15 protein-coding genes and 1 pseudogene are annotated in these 17,276 nt (G+C 40.4%); 8 read left to right on the top strand and 8 right to left on the bottom strand.

The genetic code is table 11. The annotated features are described in order from the left end of the window. Positions 1–19: 19 nt before the first annotated feature. From NLP_RS13650 to NLP_RS13635, 4 genes are all read right to left on the bottom strand, one after another. Positions 20–1,030: an ABC transporter substrate-binding protein gene (locus tag NLP_RS13650; RefSeq protein ID WP_104906858.1), complete on the bottom strand. Its 1,011-nt coding sequence runs from the start codon at positions 1,028–1,030 to the stop codon at positions 20–22. After that, positions 1,030–3,672, bottom strand: coding sequence for a TonB-dependent siderophore receptor (locus NLP_RS13645; RefSeq protein WP_104906857.1), 2,643 nt, complete (start codon positions 3,670–3,672; stop codon positions 1,030–1,032). Before NLP_RS13645 ends, NLP_RS13650 begins: the two co-directional genes overlap by 1 nt. A gap of 205 nt (positions 3,673–3,877) precedes the next feature. Continuing rightward, on the bottom strand, positions 3,878–4,843 hold the full coding sequence (locus tag NLP_RS13640; protein ID WP_104906856.1) for a helix-turn-helix transcriptional regulator: 966 nt from the start codon (positions 4,841–4,843) through the stop codon (positions 3,878–3,880). 91 nt (positions 4,844–4,934) lie between these two features. Continuing rightward, a complete protein-coding gene (locus NLP_RS13635) occupies positions 4,935–5,693 on the bottom strand; it encodes a HesA/MoeB/ThiF family protein (RefSeq protein ID WP_104906855.1) in 759 nt (252 codons plus the stop codon). 208 nt (positions 5,694–5,901) lie between these two features. Between NLP_RS13635 and NLP_RS13630 the strand changes: the two genes are divergently transcribed. Continuing rightward, on the top strand, positions 5,902–6,285 hold the full coding sequence (locus tag NLP_RS13630) for a TonB-dependent receptor domain-containing protein (protein WP_325034761.1): 384 nt from the start codon (positions 5,902–5,904) through the stop codon (positions 6,283–6,285). Here NLP_RS13630 and NLP_RS13625 read toward each other — a convergent pair. Then, positions 6,218–6,597 (bottom strand): annotated as a pseudogene (locus tag NLP_RS13625) (ISAs1 family transposase); the annotation flags it as partial. The gene NLP_RS13630 and the pseudogene NLP_RS13625 overlap by 68 nt on opposite strands. A 291-nt stretch (positions 6,598–6,888) precedes the next feature. Next, positions 6,889–7,227, bottom strand: a complete 339-nt coding sequence (locus NLP_RS13620; RefSeq protein WP_158680368.1) for a hypothetical protein — start codon at positions 7,225–7,227, stop codon at positions 6,889–6,891. Between the two features lie 341 nt (positions 7,228–7,568). Between NLP_RS13620 and NLP_RS13610 the strand changes: the two genes are divergently transcribed. Further along, positions 7,569–8,588, top strand: a complete 1,020-nt coding sequence (locus NLP_RS13610) for a FecCD family ABC transporter permease (protein ID WP_104906852.1) — start codon at positions 7,569–7,571, stop codon at positions 8,586–8,588. A gap of 5 nt (positions 8,589–8,593) precedes the next feature. Next, entirely contained in the window at positions 8,594–9,625 is a 1,032-nt protein-coding gene (locus tag NLP_RS13605; protein WP_267894936.1) for a FecCD family ABC transporter permease, read from the top strand. Positions 9,626–9,672: 47 nt separating this feature from the next. On the opposite strand, the gene NLP_RS13600 is transcribed toward NLP_RS13605, so the two are convergent. Continuing rightward, the gene (locus NLP_RS13600) at positions 9,673–9,846 is read right to left on the bottom strand and encodes a hypothetical protein (protein WP_158680367.1); all 174 of its coding nucleotides are present in this window, start codon (positions 9,844–9,846) and stop codon (positions 9,673–9,675) included. A gap of 107 nt (positions 9,847–9,953) precedes the next feature. Here NLP_RS13600 and NLP_RS13595 point away from each other — a divergent pair, with 107 nt between their 5' ends. The 4 genes from NLP_RS13595 (at position 9,954) to NLP_RS35530 (ending at position 14,796) form a co-directional block, all read left to right on the top strand. Next, a complete protein-coding gene (locus NLP_RS13595) occupies positions 9,954–10,766 on the top strand; it encodes an ABC transporter ATP-binding protein (protein WP_104909869.1) in 813 nt (270 codons plus the stop codon). A gap of 286 nt (positions 10,767–11,052) precedes the next feature. Further along, complete coding sequence (locus tag NLP_RS33120) at positions 11,053–11,226, top strand: hypothetical protein (protein WP_158680366.1); 174 nt, start codon at positions 11,053–11,055, stop codon at positions 11,224–11,226. Positions 11,227–11,911: 685 nt separating this feature from the next. Then, positions 11,912–14,320 carry an FAD-dependent oxidoreductase gene (locus tag NLP_RS13590; RefSeq protein ID WP_104906850.1) on the top strand — a complete coding sequence of 803 codons (2,409 nt, stop codon included), beginning with the start codon at positions 11,912–11,914 and terminating at the stop codon, positions 14,318–14,320. Between the two features lie 344 nt (positions 14,321–14,664). Then, positions 14,665–14,796 (top strand): hypothetical protein, encoded by a 132-nt coding sequence (locus tag NLP_RS35530; protein ID WP_267894918.1) that lies wholly within the window; start codon positions 14,665–14,667, stop codon positions 14,794–14,796. A 32-nt stretch (positions 14,797–14,828) separates the two neighbouring features. Here the strand turns inward: NLP_RS35530 and NLP_RS13575 are convergent, their stop codons facing one another. Then, complete coding sequence (locus NLP_RS13575; RefSeq protein WP_104906848.1) at positions 14,829–15,536, bottom strand: 2OG-Fe(II) oxygenase family protein; 708 nt, start codon at positions 15,534–15,536, stop codon at positions 14,829–14,831. 415 nt (positions 15,537–15,951) lie between these two features. Between NLP_RS13575 and modD the strand changes: the two genes are divergently transcribed. Next, positions 15,952–16,827, top strand: coding sequence for a ModD protein (modD, locus tag NLP_RS13570; protein WP_234017315.1), 876 nt, complete (start codon positions 15,952–15,954; stop codon positions 16,825–16,827). Positions 16,828–17,276: the final 449 nt, after the last annotated feature.

Here is a 17,276-nt window from a genome sequence, read left to right as displayed (position 1 = left end):
TAAAAAACTTTCAAATAGTTTATTGCTGTTTAACTAAATATCGCTCCAAATCGTCTATCATCCGATTGGCTGCAAGGGGGCCAAACTGAACCCAATAAAACCCCACCTCATGAACTTTTTCCTGTTGGACAACTTTCAACTTTGACCACAACGGTTCTGCTTTCAGTTGCTCAAGTATTGGGTGTAAATCCCTTTTGCCCAGTGCGTCTTCTGATACTAGAAATAAAATATCCCCATCTAACTCACTCAGGAGTTCCTCTGATAAAGCATAGGCAGCAGGGCCACCCCCTAGACTTAGGGTTGCTTGACTATCCAAAGTTTGAGAGTAAGGACGTGCAACACCTGCATCTTTAAGAATAACTCCTGAAAAACTTGCCTTCGCCCACAGCCAAAGTGCATCAGTACGCAATTCGGCAACCGAGACTAAAGTTGTGTTCAGGCGATCACCCATTTTTGCTTTAAACTGTGTCAAACGTGCATAATAATTATCCATTACCTGCTGGGCTATTTTAGTTTTACCCAGAACACTGGCTGTGAAAGCAAAAGATTCTTTCCAAGCTCCAGTGGTTCCAGGAGGAGCCAAAACAGTGGGTGCAATGTGTGATAACAGTGGATAAATATCTTGATGAAAATGCATACCAAGAATTAGGTCTGGTTTGAGAAACAAGACTTTTTCGATACTAGGAGAGAGCCAATCTACATCTTCAATACCTGATAGCGGGCCTACTAATCGCTGCAACTGTGAGACAAATGACTTTGAGGCAGCTATAGGTTTGATCCCCAACGCCAAAGCATTTTCTAAACAACTACCACTAAGTACAACAACTCGTTGAGGATGAGCAGGAACTATTGTCTTACCCATAAAGTGCTGAACTACTCGAACCTGACTTAAAGAAGAAACACTCTTGTTATGGCTAACTTTTGGGTAATTAAAAAAGAAACAACCGTTTAGCCACACTACCACAGCAAGCAATCCTAAAAGGGGCAGGGATATGACAAAACACTTAGCTAACCAATGAGTTGTTCTCATTAAAGTTCCCACTTCACTGTCAACTCTGCTGTATACGGACGACCAGGAATAATTCTTTGGAGATAGTCAAAGCTTGCTTCATAATATCGAACATTAAATATGTTATTCAAGTTGAGTCCAATGCTAAAGTTATTCTGACGATAGTACAGAGCTGCATTGGTGAGAAAGTAGCTTGGGATCGTATATGTATCAAAATTATCTGGTTTATTATCTCCAACGTAGTTAAAGCCAATTCCACCTCCAAAACCTTTGAGAGAGCCAGTACCAAAGGTGTAAGTTGTCCACAAACTAGCGACATGAGCTGGTACTCCTTCTACTCGTCGATTCCCGACTAGAATATCATTGTCTTTGGTAACGCGTGCATCTGTATAACCGTAAAAGCCAATCACATTCCAACCGGGAAGAATCTCTCCGGTGACACTCAGTTCTACTCCCCGACTTCTTTGTTCTCCTGTTTGTACCTCAAAATCGCGATCGGTTGGATCGGTAGTCAAAATGTTAGTTAGTGTCAGTTGATATAAAGCAAGTGTTGCTGAGAGTTTGTTATCGAATAAATCAGTCTTAACGCCCACTTCATACTGAGTACCCAGTTGTGGTTTAAAAAGGCTGTCATTTTTATCTGCACCCGTTACTTGTTCAAAAGAGCGGCTGTAGCTGGCGTAGAGTGAGACAGGCGCTATGGGTTGATAAACTATGCCTACCCTTGGACTAAAGGCAGAATCAGACTGTACACTCGCGGTTGAGGCAATCCGATTAGCAAACTCATTCTCTACTAAGTCATAACGTCCACCCACAAGCAGTTTGAGGTTATTGGCAAGTGTCACTTGGTCTTGAAGATAAAAGCCTAAAGCATCATCTCTAAAGTAGACATCAACTCCTCCAAGAGTATCACCTAGTGGTTGACCATACACTGGGTTAAAAACATCAAGAGGGGCGGCAGCTGTTCTAAGTACACTAGTTCTTCGGGTTTGTCTAAATAAGTCAAACCCCACCAAAAGTTTATGTTTAATACTACCAGTGTTAAAATCACCAATAACATGAGTATCTAAAGTATAAGCTTCATACTCTGTTGGCTTTGGAAAAGTAGTCAGATCTCTTTCGATAGTGCGGTTGTCTGCTTCCAGTAGACTGGTAACAGATGTTTCACGTAAATCAAGGGTTAAAAATGCAGCTTGAAATGAATTACTAATAGACCAGTTATCGTTAAAGCGATGTTCTAGATTGTAATTATATCTATGAAGCTGGCGGTTATAGAAATCAGTCGGTTCCCCTAAAAAACGGTTAATAGGGATTTTGCCATTTGGGTTAGGAAGTATAGTTGCACTAGCAATCTGCTCCAAACCAGTACCTAGCGACTGTTGTATGTCTTCATATTCGGAATCAAAAGTTAGATTTGTATTTTTCCCGATACGCCAATTAACAACAGGCGAAACGAAAAAACGCTTTTCATTATAAAAATCAGTAAAGTCTTCTGTGGTTCTGTAAGAAGTGTTTAAACGATACGACAGACTGCCATCTTTTGTCACAGGACCAGAAAGGTCAAGTGAAGGTTCAAAAAGTTCATAAGCACCACGCCTTACCTCTAAGGCATAGTAAGGTTGACTCAAAGGCTTTTTAGTAACTATATTAATGATCCCACCTGGATTGACTTGACCATAAATTACAGAGTTTGGCCCTCTAACAACTTCTACTCTATCTATATTTGTCAGCGAACTTGATAAAGCAGCAACATCTGCAAAGCGGTCTTTGACACCGTTTCTATAAACGTTTCTGGCTCTAAAACCTCGAATAGAAAAAGTGTCTGCAATTCGAGATGAAAAATTATTTTGGACGACGCCAGCATTTGAGAGTATCCCAATTAAGTTACGCGGTTGTTGCTCTTCGATAACTTGTTGAGGAATCACCTGAACCGAAGCAGGAACATCACGTAATGGCGTATCTGTTTTCGTTGCAGTAGTGGCATCTGGTACCCGATAATTTGTATCTGGTGGAGCAGTCACATTTAACTCAATGGGCTTTTCTGGCTCTGTTGTAGATGGTTTTTGTCCTGGCGTTGTTGTTGGCTGTTGAGCACTAGAAGTACTAGGGGTCACTCCAAAAACTAAACCTTCTTTTGTACTATCAAACAACTCCACCGCAGGCGCACTCATTTCCCCAGTCACCGTTACTCGCAATGTGTTCGCATCTAAATTTGCAACTGTAATTAATGCAATTCCGGCTCCTGGCTTTGATTGTCTAAAATCCCCACTTCTTAGTTGCAACTTGGCATTAGGGATATCTGCAATATAGGAATTACCCTGAGTTTTCGGTGAAACTTGTAGCTTTAGAGAATTAGCTGTGACTAAAATTAACTCTATGCCTTTATCAGTAGAGTTCACCTGAACATCCGTAACTAATACTACATCTGTATTTGCTTGACTAAGTTCAGGAAATTTATTCTGTCTGGGTACTCTCCATAAATATGAAGCATCAGTTTTAGGAAGCTGTAGCTGATTCAATGTTTGAATTTCTTGGAAGACTTCACCTGAGCGTACTAAAGTTTTTTTGACTAACGGTTGTTCAGGATATGCTGGATTGGCTAAAGTTAGAAAAACAACAGATATTAACCAGCAAACAGCAGGATATTGTAGTTTGATAAGCATTTTTACACACACCACTTAGTAAATACTAGGTATTTAAGTTGAGAATTAAGTATAATTTTCCTTTCAGTCCATAGCTCTCAATTAATATTACTAACTAAGTTGGTAAACAATATATTTATACCAACCCAATTATTGTAAAAATATATAACTTTTCAGTGTTTGCGTCTTATTCGAGCCGGAATTTTTTTTATTCCATCCGGAATTTTTATCTCTGACAAGACTTAGCACTTACCCCAAACTTCTTGCGAAAAGCATTACTAAATGAAGGTAAGCTAGCATAACCTACTGTTCTGGCTACTTCTGTGACATTCATATTTCTTTCAATAAGCAGCTTATAAGCTAGTTCCATTCGGCAGTGATGCAGATAGCCAAACACTGTAGTCCCAAAAACCTGCTTAAAGCCTTGCTTCATTGTGCAATCATTTAAACCTACTTGTCGTGCTAGTTCAATAAGAGATGGTGGGTTGTCTAAATGTTTTAACAGAATTTCTCTAACATTGTAGATGCAGTCAATATCTGATGGCTTGAGTTTATTAATCTGGAAGTAACCTTGGTTGATTTGTAGCTCTTGCTCGACTAGCATTGCTACCAGTTCCCAAACCTTACCTTCAAGATAAATTTGTTTAGTAAAGCCTTGATATGGACATTGAAGAATTTGCTGTACTGCTATTTGCATTGCAGGAGTTTGAGTTCCATAGCGTTCATAAGTTGGTTGATCCCAACGTCTAATTAGATGTTGTAATTCTTTTGGGAGTTTACCAGATGTATTTTCTGCAAAGCTGTGAAACACATTTGGATGTAGGTGAATAGCTACTTCTACTATCCGCACTGATGGCTCTAATACAGCGCACTCAGATGCCATACCACTACCACTTAAAAAGTATTCTGCTGTCTTGAACTCAAGGTTTTTAAATTCGCTCTCTAACAAAATAAGGAATCGAAATTCTAATGGATGCTTTCGCTCATGAAGTTTTAAAATGAATGATTTTGGCTGCTGATAATTGGAAATTTCTAAAGATATGCTATCTCGTAGCTGAATCTGTCGCCAATACCCTTGCCCAAATTGATACTTTCTGGTGATATCAAAATTATCTAAACTATCATTATTCTGAACTATTTCTGCTTGGTATAAGAGTTTTACGTAATCTGGATACGGGAGTATTAATATCATTGTAATGGTAAGCTACTATGAAGTATTTCAAGAGTCAAAATAACAGATACTTGGCTCATCAAGTAGATTCGGTTGTTTATAAAGATGTTGTTTACGAATTTTCCGAACAAGAACTACTACCACACACCAGACATGAAGGATCGCGATAAGAATGTCGTTTGGCAAATTCCATTCGCATCAAATCGATTGTTAGCAGTTGTGACAATAGGGGTTGACTAAACTTAGTAATCAGCTTTATTACCTCTAATGCACTAAGACAAGCGAGTGTCCCAGAAACAGCACCGATAACCGAGAACCCACGCTGATTCCAATCCGGCTTTTCTGGAAACAAGCATGATAGACAAGGAGTGACACCAGGAATAATCGTTGTCAGGTAAGCTTCCATTCCGTCCATTGCAGCTTCTACCATTGGTTTTTGCCAGCGCACGCAAGCCTGATTGAGCAAGTTCCGCTCTGTGAAATTGTGGGCGCAATCAACAGCTATATCAGCAGATTGCACTAAAAAATCTACATTCTCTTTTGTAACGTAATCATCAACTGCTTCCACCTGAATATCAGGATTAATCGCTTGTAGAGTTTCTTTGGCTTTGAGTACTCTTGGCTTACCTACCCAATCATTTGTCATCAGAACCTGACGATTGAGATCATCTAGCCGCAAGTTACCACCCCGAACTAGGATTAGCCGCCCAACACCCGCTACTGCCAAATAAAGCGCTGATGTCCCGCCTAATCCCCCTACACCTGTAACCAAAACCGTTGCAGACTTCAAGCGCTTTTGTCCTGCTTCTCCAAAATTGGGAAGCATCATTTGGCGGTGATAGCGTTCTAACTCACTGGGTGTTAAGTTCATCGCTTTTTACCTCTTTATCAGTTGTAAAATCTACCACCTAGTTGGTAGCAAGTATTGTAGTTATCTATACATTTTTCTGATTTACTACCTGTAAAGTTGGTATTTATTCCAGGCACTATTAGGGGTTTGTGGTTTACAAGCGTGCCATTCGGATTTGAACGTTATCTCTTGGTGACGACCAAGTAAATTGGCAGATGATGAAAAGGTGATGCTTACAGTGGTTCAAGCAGTTTGCAATTGCCTGCTCCCATTCATGGCGGGGCTTAATCATCAAAGGGTAAGCTTTTGGGCAGCGTCAAAAGACTCGTGCGTATATATTACCTCGCCCTACTGGAGCGATCGCTTGGGGAATGTGCCGTTTAATAGTGCGAGTCTTTGGACAACCTATCAAATTCAGAAAGGTAATTTGCAAGGGGTAGGTGGTGGATTTGGGTTGGTGTATGTCGGCGATCGCACAAATGGCATACCCAATGAATTCACTGTTCCTTCCTATGTTCGCACCGATGCAGCCTTGTTTTATCGAGGCGATCGCTACTTTTATCGTAAGAACCACGTAAGGTTTTCCCGTCAAGTGCGACAACTTCACCATTAGTTATCTTAGTTATGGATTTCATCCAATCAAGAAAACATGACTGGAACTGCTGGGGATAAATTTTATGCAAATACCCGTGCAAATGTATCGTGTGAAGGAATGCCATTCGGGAGTTCTAAAAATGTTTTTAACCATTCATACTTCGCACTAAGCTCAAGTCTCTATTCCCACCCAACCATCTGCCCCACAAATCACTGCACAGATAGCAATCGTCATGATATCAATTAAATTGTGTCGTTTAGTGCGGTCTATTCCTGGGTCTTCTATTCCCAAAAAATGGTCAGCAATCGTGATTTTTGGTTTGAGCTTCATCGAATGAGAATAAAAATGGAATTCTTCTTTGAACCAATTGTTAAAATACCATATTTAATCAAGGGCAGCCGTCCTAACTTTTCACGGCACCTCTAAAAGTCACTTTAGTCGGTTAGCGATCGCGTAACCACCCGCCTTAAGAGCGATCGCATAATTTTAGTAGGGCAAACGCTGATCTTCTTGTGACTCCTAGTCATTAATTTAAAATTATTGAGAATTATAGGACTCCGATTTGATTTCTGAAAACATACTGAGACGAATGGCACTAAGAAAAGCGGAAACGCTAATCAATTAAGCAGTTTGTAATTGTTTACGTAATTCGTGCCGGGGTTTTGTCATCAATGGGTAAGCTTTTGGGCGGCGTTTGCGAACCCGTGGTTCACTATGACAACTTTTATCAGCTTCTATTACTTGAGATAAAAACGCCCATAGAGTTACTACCGGGTCAAATAAACGCCTATAATATCTAATTTTTAGCTCCTTCATGCTTTGTTCAATTACACTTGTTGGCAAAAGTTCTTTAAAAGGCAATCCCAAACTTTGATTAAATTGATCCTTGAGGATTTGTACTCGCAGTGTCACAGTGGTAATAGTTAGATTTGCTTGCTCGTCTTCAAGAAAGTATTTCATGAACGAGTAAGCTTTTCCTACCTGCAAAAAATTTTTGGACAAACCATACATCTAGTTGCCCTGTCTGGAGCAACGCACAGCGATCGCCTACGCTGGGGATACTGTTGGCGAAAGTGTTACAAACGCCTAAACAAAAGTGTTACAACTAAAAGCCGCAACGACAGATTGAAGGTTTGAGCTTACGTAGCACCTAAAAATACAGCTATGTATTATATCCGCCAACAGTATCCGAGTCTTTGGTCATCTGTGAGAGATTCTGATAATCTTACTTTTGTCAATTAGCAATTATGCTTAAAACTTAGAAAAAGCAGAGGTATGAAGTTAACTCTTGTTATAAATCCATGAACACAAATATTTCTCACCCTGAAAAATACTATATCCGCATTTTCAGTTTAGGCATAGGTATGTTAGTGGTATTGTTAGGTATTTTCGCCAGCATTTCTTACGGTGCAGCTGACATTCCCATTGCCAAAATACTTACTGCATTCACTAACTATGATGACTCTACCGAACACATAATTATCCGGTCGATGCGTCTACCGCGTACACTGATAGCAAGTATGGTGGGTGCTAGTTTGGCCGTAGCTGGGGCGTTAATGCAAGGACTAACTCAAAATCCCTTAGCCGCACCAGGAATTTTGGGGATCAATGCAGGTGCAGCCTTAGCAGTGGTAACAGTGGTTTTTGGCTTGGGTGTATCAACACCCGCCCTGATTACCCTTGTAGCATTTATTGGAGCCTTAATAGCAGCCTTAACAGTTTACTCCCTTGGTTCACTTGGACAAGGAGGCTCAACACCATTGAATCTGACTATTGCTGGTGCAGCTTTAACTGCCTTGCTATCTTCAATTACCACAGGTGTACTAATTTTAAGCTCGCGCACTCTTGAAGAAGTCCGCTTCTGGCTAGCAGGTTCTCTAGCAGGACGAGACTTGAATCTATTTCTAACTGTACTGCCCTGGATGGTAGTAGGATTATTAACAGCTTTTGCCTTAAGTAGACAAATTAACGTCCTCAACTTGGGAGAGTCAGTAGCCACAGGCTTAGGTCAGCAAACAGGTTGGATCAAGTTGGCAACAGCATCAAGCGTTGTCATATTAGCAGGGAGTGCTGTGGCATTAGCAGGGCCTATTGGCTTTGTCGGTCTGGTAGTTCCCCATCTGGCGCGGGGAGTCATGGGTGTTGATTATCGTTGGGTATTGCCTTGTGCAGCCGTGTTTGGTGCAGATTTACTAGTATGGGCAGATTTAGCAGCCCGTTGGTTAATTAGACCCCAAGAATTGCCTGTTGGTGTGATGACAGCCCTCTTGGGAGCGCCGTTTTTGTTGTATTTAGTGCGTTGGCGGGTAAAAAGAGGGTGACAACAATTCAAAATTCAAAATTTATAATTCAAAATTCAATACTTAGCAACCAGCCTGTAACTAGAGTATTGTTACTACTGCTATTACTCACGCTCGCAGTCTTGGGGATGAGTCTTAGTTTAGGAGATTATCCTGTCTTGCCAGCAGACATAGTGAAAGCTGTTATTGGTTTACCAACTCAAGATCCAGAATCTCCCTTTGTTGTTGTCACTTTGCGTTTACCGAGAGTGTTAATCTCCTGGTTGGTAGGAGTGGGCTTGGCAATTGCGGGTGCAATTTTACAAGGATTAACACGTAATCCTTTAGCTGACCCTGGTATTGTTGGGGTAAATGCAGGTGCAGCCTTAGCAGCTGTGATTTTGATTGTACTATTTCCGGCTGTACCCACTATGTATTTGCCCTTTGCTGCCTTTGGTGGTGCTTTTATTGTGGGCTGTCTAATCTACTTGCTAGCTGGCACGGGAGAAAAATCACCTCTGCGCTTAGTTTTAGTGGGAGTTGCACTTGCAGCAATTATGGGAGCTTTCACTACATTAATGCTCACTTTTGGTGAAATCAACGATGTTACCAGAGCATTGGTCTGGTTGGAAGGTAGTGTGGCTGGTAAAAGTTGGGAGCAAGTCTGGCAACTGCTACCTTGGATAGTTATCTTCGTTCCCTTTGCTTTACTGCTGGCGCAAGAACTTGATACTTTGCAACTGGGTGATACAGTAGCTAAAGGACTCGGTAGTCGAGTCACATGGCAAAGAAGCAAATTATTGTTAGTGAGTGTGGCGCTGGCTGGGTCAAGTGTGGCGATCGGCGGTACAATTGGCTTTGTTGGATTAATGGCTCCCCATTTGGCACGTAGACTTGTGGGGTCAATACATAAAAATTTACTACCAGTTGCCGCCTTGAACGGAGGATTGTTGGTAGCAGCAGCAGATTTTTTGGGTAGGACTTTATTTTCTCCGACAGAATTGCCATGTGGTTTGCTAACTGCTGCCTTAGGAGCGCCTTATTTTATCTATTTACTGTATAAAAGGCGGCAAAGATGAGTAGGAAAGGAGAATCTGATGTCAGAGTATCTTTACCAAGCGCCGGACTAAGTACCCAATATTATTGGTAAGATTATCGTAATCCGATCTAAATATCTATCCTCAAAGGCGATCGCTAACTTTAAAGAATGACCCATAAGATACTCTGCTCCGGGATTTTGACTAGCTTGAAAAATCGGATTTTGGTCATTCCCCTGCCAACAATTATTAATTGGATTCAAAAGCGTTCGCAACAAGGCACTAGGCGGCAATGCGCTTTGCCAGCATCAGCCGCTTTGCAGCTAGCTACGCACTTTCAGATCACTTATTCTTGCAATCAGAAAGTCTTATGGACAACACAGTCCTTGAAACCCAACATCTGAGCCTAGCTTACGATGGCAAACCCATCATATCCGGTCTTAACCTGTTAATTCCCACAGGACAAATTACTGCTCTAGTTGGCCCCAATGGCTGCGGGAAATCTACTCTACTGCGAGGTTTAGCCAGATTACTCAAACCTCATATTGGTACTGTATATCTTAATGGTGCTGATATTTTTCGACAGTCAACGACCAAAGTTGCACAACAACTCGGTATTCTTCCTCAAGGGCCAGTTGCACCAGAAGGATTGACTGTGCGAGATTTAGTAGCACAAGGTCGTTATCCATATCAAAAAAGTTGGCTGCAATCTTGGACAACTGAAGATGAACGTCAAGTCCGCAAAGCATTAACAACTACAGACCTCAACGAATTAGCTGATAGAGCCGTAGATACCCTTTCTGGTGGACAGAAGCAACGTGCTTGGATAGCCATGACTTTAGCGCAAGATACACAAATTTTACTATTGGATGAGCCGACAACTTTTTTAGATTTAGCTCATCAAGTGGAAGTGCTGGAGTTGCTGTGGGATTTGAATCAACTTGAGGAGCGAACAATTGTCATGGTGTTGCATGACCTGAATCAGGCGTGTCGTTATGCTCATCAGCTAATAGCTTTACGTGATGGCGCTGTTATGGCTTATGGAACTCCAGCAGATGTAATGACAGAAGAAATGGTGCAGGAGGTGTTTGGATTAGCTTGTCGAATTGTGCCAGACCCAGTAATGGGTACACCTTGGTGTGTACCTTTGAGACGAGAACCTCATAAATATTCACAAGATTGAAGATTCAAAAGCGATTTGAACAATTTTTATTTAACAGTAGAACATTAGAAAAGGGCAGTTTAATTGCCCCTCCCTTAATAGAATGCTAACAATCATTTGGTACACAATATTGACTCAACAATTGAAATCGTTGTAGTGATGGGCTTTTGAGTCTATGTAGATTTATTTGCAGGGGGAAGTTCAGCTTAAATAGTTGATTTCCTACTCAATCTTGCTTATACTTCGCAATGTAAGTTTTTCTTGCGAAAGTAAAGAATATTGGCACAAAAATTGCTAGGAAATTGGAATGAGCAACTATCGGGGTGTGTGCAATGGGTGTTTGCCAAGTTTGGTAGCGAGTGTTTGCGTCAGTTTTGGTTGTAACCTAGTCAAGCAAGAGCTAACTCTTCTAACTCTTGCACAGTCCCCAGTCAATAAAGAAGCGATCGCATCGGTAGTCAGAAAAACCTATGTTCAATAGGAATATCGCGTTGGACAGGGATGGGTGGTAGTTATCGGACGATGTTGAGGTTCTTTCATACAATAATACCTTGGGCGACGTTGTTTTGGCTGTTGCCTATTTTATTAGCCAAAATTTTTGCCAAGCTTACTTCTTTAGGACAGATTTATACCGCTTCTACCGACGCTGTAACCTCCTAAATTGGCAGAGGTATTGTTCTTGTAACTCAATTTTTTTTGGTTATGCTTGCAAGCTGTTTCGTTGAGTGGTTGGTTGATTGTTACTTAAGTATTTTTCATGCCTTTCCTTGTACTGAAGATTAATACAAAATAGTCAAGATTTAGGTGTGAGAAGGCGCGGTGTGGCTTGCCAAATTATTTGTTAGTTCTATTTATTAGCCTAAAATCCGCTCTAGATAAGCAATAGTCGAAATCTTTAATCCGAGTAGCGCGTATCTCAATAAGTACAGTTTTTACTACTAACAAGAGGAATTTTCAAACATCTTCTAGGCCAACCACTCATTTTTACCATTATTAATACTACTTAGTTGTTAACCGAAAACAATTGCTAAGTAATACTCGTAGTAAATGCCAAATGCTAAGAATTTCTTAACCCTACGCCAAACCAAAAGCGCACGAATTAATATCATTAATGGGCAAGCTAATGCATTTTGTTTTGTACTGCACAAAAATTGAGAGAACCTTTCATGAGCAATTTCTTGCCGGATAATGATGTGAATATTTTAGTAATTGGGGCTGGAGTAAGTGGTCTAACAACCGCTATATGTCTGAGAGAGGCAGGTTTTAGTGTTGTGATTGTTGCGGATCGTTTTGCCCCAGATTTAACCTCTATTGTGGCAGGTGCATTGTGGGAATGGCCACCGGCAGTCTGTGGTAGGCATGGAGCTCCTAGATCCTTGGAACGCTCTAAAGACTGGTGTATGACTACCTATAATAAATTCAAGAAAATACACACAGAGTTTGGTTCAGAAGAAACAGGACTTTATTTGAGGGATGCATATTTCTATTTCAAGGATGTTTTGGAAAATCGACCTGATGACCTTCGCAAAATGAATGAGTTGAAGAATAAGGTTGATGGATTTGAAAGAGGCTTACAGATTGTCAAAGAAACGATTGATTTGAATTTTAAAGGAGGTATAAAAGATGCTTATAAACACATGGCTCCGATGACAAATACCGATGTCTACATGAAGTGGTTACTTCAATACGTAAAGGATATTGGATGTGAGATCATCCAGGAAAAAATCACTGTCAATGTGGTTCAAAATGAACAAGAACTACTTCATCGTTTTAATGCAAAGGCAATTGTTAACTGTGCTGGACTAGGTTCAATAGCAACTACAGGGGATACTTCTATGTATCCTTTGAGAGGCGCACTTGTCAGGGTTAAGAATCTGGGGAAAGTTGTGACAGACGCTCATTGTATTTCCCACGAAGAATCTTCTTCAAATGAGCAAGACATCGTTTACATAGTTCCTAAAGGGGATGATTTGGTGGTCTTGGGAGGATTAACGCAGCAAGACCAATGGGATACAAATTTATCTCTTGAAGTTCCAATTATCCGACAGATGTATGATGGCTGTTTGGAGTTTCTACAGGAATTAAGAGAACTCCCACTAGATGAGAAAGAGCCTGTTAGGACTGGTTTACGACCATTAACAGAGGAAAATGTTTGTGTGGAAAGGGTTTTAAACACACACGTATTTTATAATTATGGACATGGAGGGTCAGGAGTAACTCTGTCATGGGGATGTTCACAAGAAATTGTCCAGTTGGTACAAGAAATGCTCCGCGAGCAGGCAAATTCAGTTGTCTTGGACAGTAGTAAGATAGATAGCAATAAGCAGACTATTTTTGTTCTGCATGATATGCTTCCCTACGAAACTGATTTTAAGCATATCCAATCAGATAATAGAAATCTGGTTTTACTCTGTAGCAGACGAGGACTCAGTAAGGTTGTATCCTCCCAGTATCAGCACTTGGATCTTGTGCGGATTGTAGAACCTTACAATTTGCAAAATCTGCTCCAAACCTATCAACAGATTCAGACTGATTATAAACTTTTGGATAACAATCGCATTGTTACCAATGATGAGTATTCAGTATTGTTAGCTGCACAGTTGCGTGAAGCTCTAAATCTAGTAGGCGATCGCCCAACCATAATCCGCCAGTTTACCGATAAGAGTTACCTCAAATCTGCCCTGAAAAATTCCCTTATTCGGGTGCCAAAGTATCTGATTTTTGCTCAAGACCAGTACCGTAAAGATCCAATTTCCTACTTAAAGTTTGTTCTAGAAGAACTAGGTAATCACATCTTTATCAAACCAGTTACCGGAGCCGGAAGTGAAAAAACTAGAAGAATTCATACTGTTGATGATTTGAAAGCTTGGTGTGACAGCAATGTAGATTCAAATGAAGAATTTGAATTTGATGAATTCATTAAAGGTCAATTATACAATACAAGTGTTGTCATCAAAAATGGTCAAGCTTGTTATTTTGCTGCTTGCAAGCACTATCGACCTAATGATGAATTCATTTATGGTCATCAAATCGGCAATATTGTTGTTAGAGAAGAAGATCCAGAATTTCAGAAACTTTGGCAATTTTCAAGTGATACGTTACAAAGTTTAGAACACGGTTATCCCAAAAATGGTGTAATCAATATTGATTTTTTCCTACAAGAAGGTAGCGAAGAACCGATTCTGATGGAAGTAGCTGCACGCAGCCCTGGAGAGTTTGTATCGAGAATGTTTGACATTTATCAGGGGGTACGTTTAAACGAGTTACATCTCCAATTACAGATTGGTGATTCCCCTGACATCATTCTCAAGGACAAGAATGAGTGGAAATACAGTGCTTACTCGATTCATCCCAAGCAGGACGGTGTTGTTACATCAATTGAAAAGCCAATTCTCGAAAGTGATGTGAAAGTTTATTGGCACATTTATTTGGAAGAGAAACTGAATGAATCGCAAAGTATGATGGATGTTGCTATTGCCATTGTTTTGAGCCATCATGACTTTTCAACCCTTCATAGGGATTATGAAGTAGCCAATTCTACCAATTTCTACAATACTAAGAAAGATTTTTTCTAGTAGGCTGAAGCTGTTTTTACAGCAGTGCTTGAGTTGGTAAGGCACAAGACATGAATATAAATGCCCAGCCGTCGATGAAAGCCCTTCAGGCGAAAGCGCCTAAATCTTTGGGTTGAGCCAAAATATATTTAATACGGCTGGGCAAATCAGATTTTTTAATCACCTGATTTTTTTGCCTGAGGCGCTTGTAAATCAACGCCTTTTAGGGAATGAAACAGCCCTATCAAAGATGGTAATACCACTAAAGTTATTGAGTATTGATTTATCTGGACAGAAAATTATTGATCTCGGCACAGGTATAATATTTGTGTCTTTATTTGTGCCTTTGACATACAAAGATTGGTGTGGAAGCTAGCCTGACACCAGACAAAGTAGAACTATTTGACCAGGAACTGGTGGCATTACTCCAAACAAACTATCCTACACCTATGCTTCAGGTTCATCATCGAGTTTGGGTTGCGCTTTGCTTAACCTAACCTACAATTTTTTTTAACCCAAGCGTATTGGACTAAGCACCTGCATGGAGATTGTGAAAAAAAGCAATCCTGAGAGCCAATCGGCACTGTAGTGCAGTCGATGCTACTGGAGTTACCATGTGCCAGGAATTATCTGAGCGCGCAATCACAGCCGAAAACTGGCCCAGTGGTGCAATATCTTGGAAGACAGATTCTGGTTTTTCGTCCAAGAGAATTCGCAAACAACCACCCCAGTCCATAGACCATTGTTCATTGAAAAATAGCAAGTGAGTCAAAGCTTTCGATGGTTCATCAGTATGAGGGCGATGACAGTGACCTAGATTATATCGACGAAACCCAATCACCATTGCACAGTCTTTAAGTTCCACCCCAGACATCTGTGTTAAGGCTTGGCGGTAAGCAGGTGTCCACAGTTCTTCTATCAGTTGTCGCCAAATACTGCTGAGATTACCAAGATTAGAAGATAATCTTCCTTGTGTAATGCGATCGCGCCAACGAGCTGACAACTCAGGGCTGGCGCGATCGCAAAATTTGTAGATCAAAGCAATATCCTCGTTACTAGCAAGCATCTCACTCCAAAGGTATCCATATCCTTCCCCTATTGATAAGTGAAACTGTTCCTGGGGAAAGCTGGCAGCAAGTTCCAAGCTAGCTGTTTTGGGCAACAAATTCTCTATCACAGCATAACTGTATGGAACTGATTGCATTGTTGTATGATAAATGGCATCTAAATTTAGCATTCTCAATCTTCTTTGGATTATGTTTGTAATTTACACTATCTGTATGATTGCTAAATTCAAGCTTGATATTGTAAGTCAATAGTTTCCAATTTCAGCATTTAACTAATTCTAACGACTCAGGTATATATTCTTTTTTAAACCTCATCTATGTTGAGAACCGTAGTTTTTGCCCTCAGCCTAAATCCCTCTCCCAAGTAGGGAGAGGGACTTCTTTCCGGCTCCCCTTCTCCCAATATTGGGAGAAGGGGCTGGGGGATGAGGGTTTTTCTATTCATACAGAACTACGGTTTTCAACGTGGACGCAGTTTAACAAAGTTATTTTGTTACCAACTATTTGGGACAATAGTAGTAATTATTACAATTCCGACAACTGAATGAGATTAGGTTTAGTGTGAATCTTGATTGAGCTATTTATTTGTCAGCCGATCATAAAACTAAAATGAGTGTTTTCTTCTCAGATGAGGCGATCGCTAGGTTAATTCAGGAAGATGTTCCCTACCTAGATTTGACAACCTACGGACTTGGCATTGGTAAGCAACCTGGTGAAATCGAGTTTTCTACCCGTCATCCGATGAACATTTGCGCTACTGAAGAAGCAGCCAGAGTATTAAAATATTGTGGTGCCGAAGTTCATTATCAAGTCGAAAGTGGTACAGTCTGCCAAGAGAAGCAATTAATTCTTCAAGCTAGTGGCACTGCTCAAGCTTTGCATAGTGGCTGGAGAGTTGCTTTAAATTTGATGGAATACGCCTCCGGCATTGCTTCGCGTACAAGAGTATTAGTAGATACTGCTAAAACAGTAAATCAGTCTATTTCTATTGTGACTACTCGTAAATGTTTTCCAGGTACTAGAGCGCTTTCCATCAAAGCAGTTCTAGCTGGCGGGGGTTTTTTTCATCGCTTAGGATTATCTGAAACAGTTCTGATCTTTAACCAACACCTGATATTTCTAGGAGGTATAGTTGGGCTAATTGAGCGCATGAATGAACTGCGACGACAGTTTCCAGAACAACATATTTGCGTTGAAGTAGATACACCAGAAGATGCTTGGATGGCTGCTCAAGCAGGTGTAGATTTAATTCAGTTTGATAAAATTCCCCTACCAGACCTTGAGCCTCTAGTTTTGAAGTTGAAGCAGCAGTATCCAAACTTAAAACTAGCAGCGGCTGGTGGTATTACCTCTGAAAATATAAAGGATTATGCTAGCACTGGTGTAGGTATTTTAGTGACAAGTTCACCGTATTTTGGTAAACCGTGCGATATTGCAGTCAAAATGAGGATGGCACAGTAGTGCATTTTTAATTTAGTTTGAATACTTAAGATTGCAGTTGTTAAAACGTAGGAGTTGAACTAGAAAGAATAGTGACGCAAGACTTAAAATGGAAGTAGAGCAGGGGTTTTACGAAGCTCTTAAGTAGTTGATGAAATAGAGCGATAAATGGCTATATCGCTCTGTTCACCGCACCTGTGAACGGTTCCACTTCTTTAGTCTATTGGTTGCATACACTACGAGTCTAGTAGCTGGATAGTTTTGCTCCAACTTATAGTGTCGGCACAACTACAACCCTTCTCCACAAATCGGACAGTTTTCTAATTTACAGGTAAATCCCACTTACAAACACTTTATTAGCTTGATAGTAACCTGTTTATAAAACAAATAGCGATAGCAAGTTTGTATACAATATTAAGCTTCACTATTTTAAAAAGAAATAAAAATTAATTTTGTTAGTGTTTAATTAC

Origin of the sequence: Nostoc sp. 'Lobaria pulmonaria (5183) cyanobiont' (genome assembly GCF_002949795.1) — a bacterium.
GTDB lineage: Bacteria > Cyanobacteriota > Cyanobacteriia > Cyanobacteriales > Nostocaceae > Nostoc.
The sequence above is the reverse complement of the archived record's forward strand: the minus strand, read 5'-3'. Positions and strand labels throughout refer to the sequence as shown.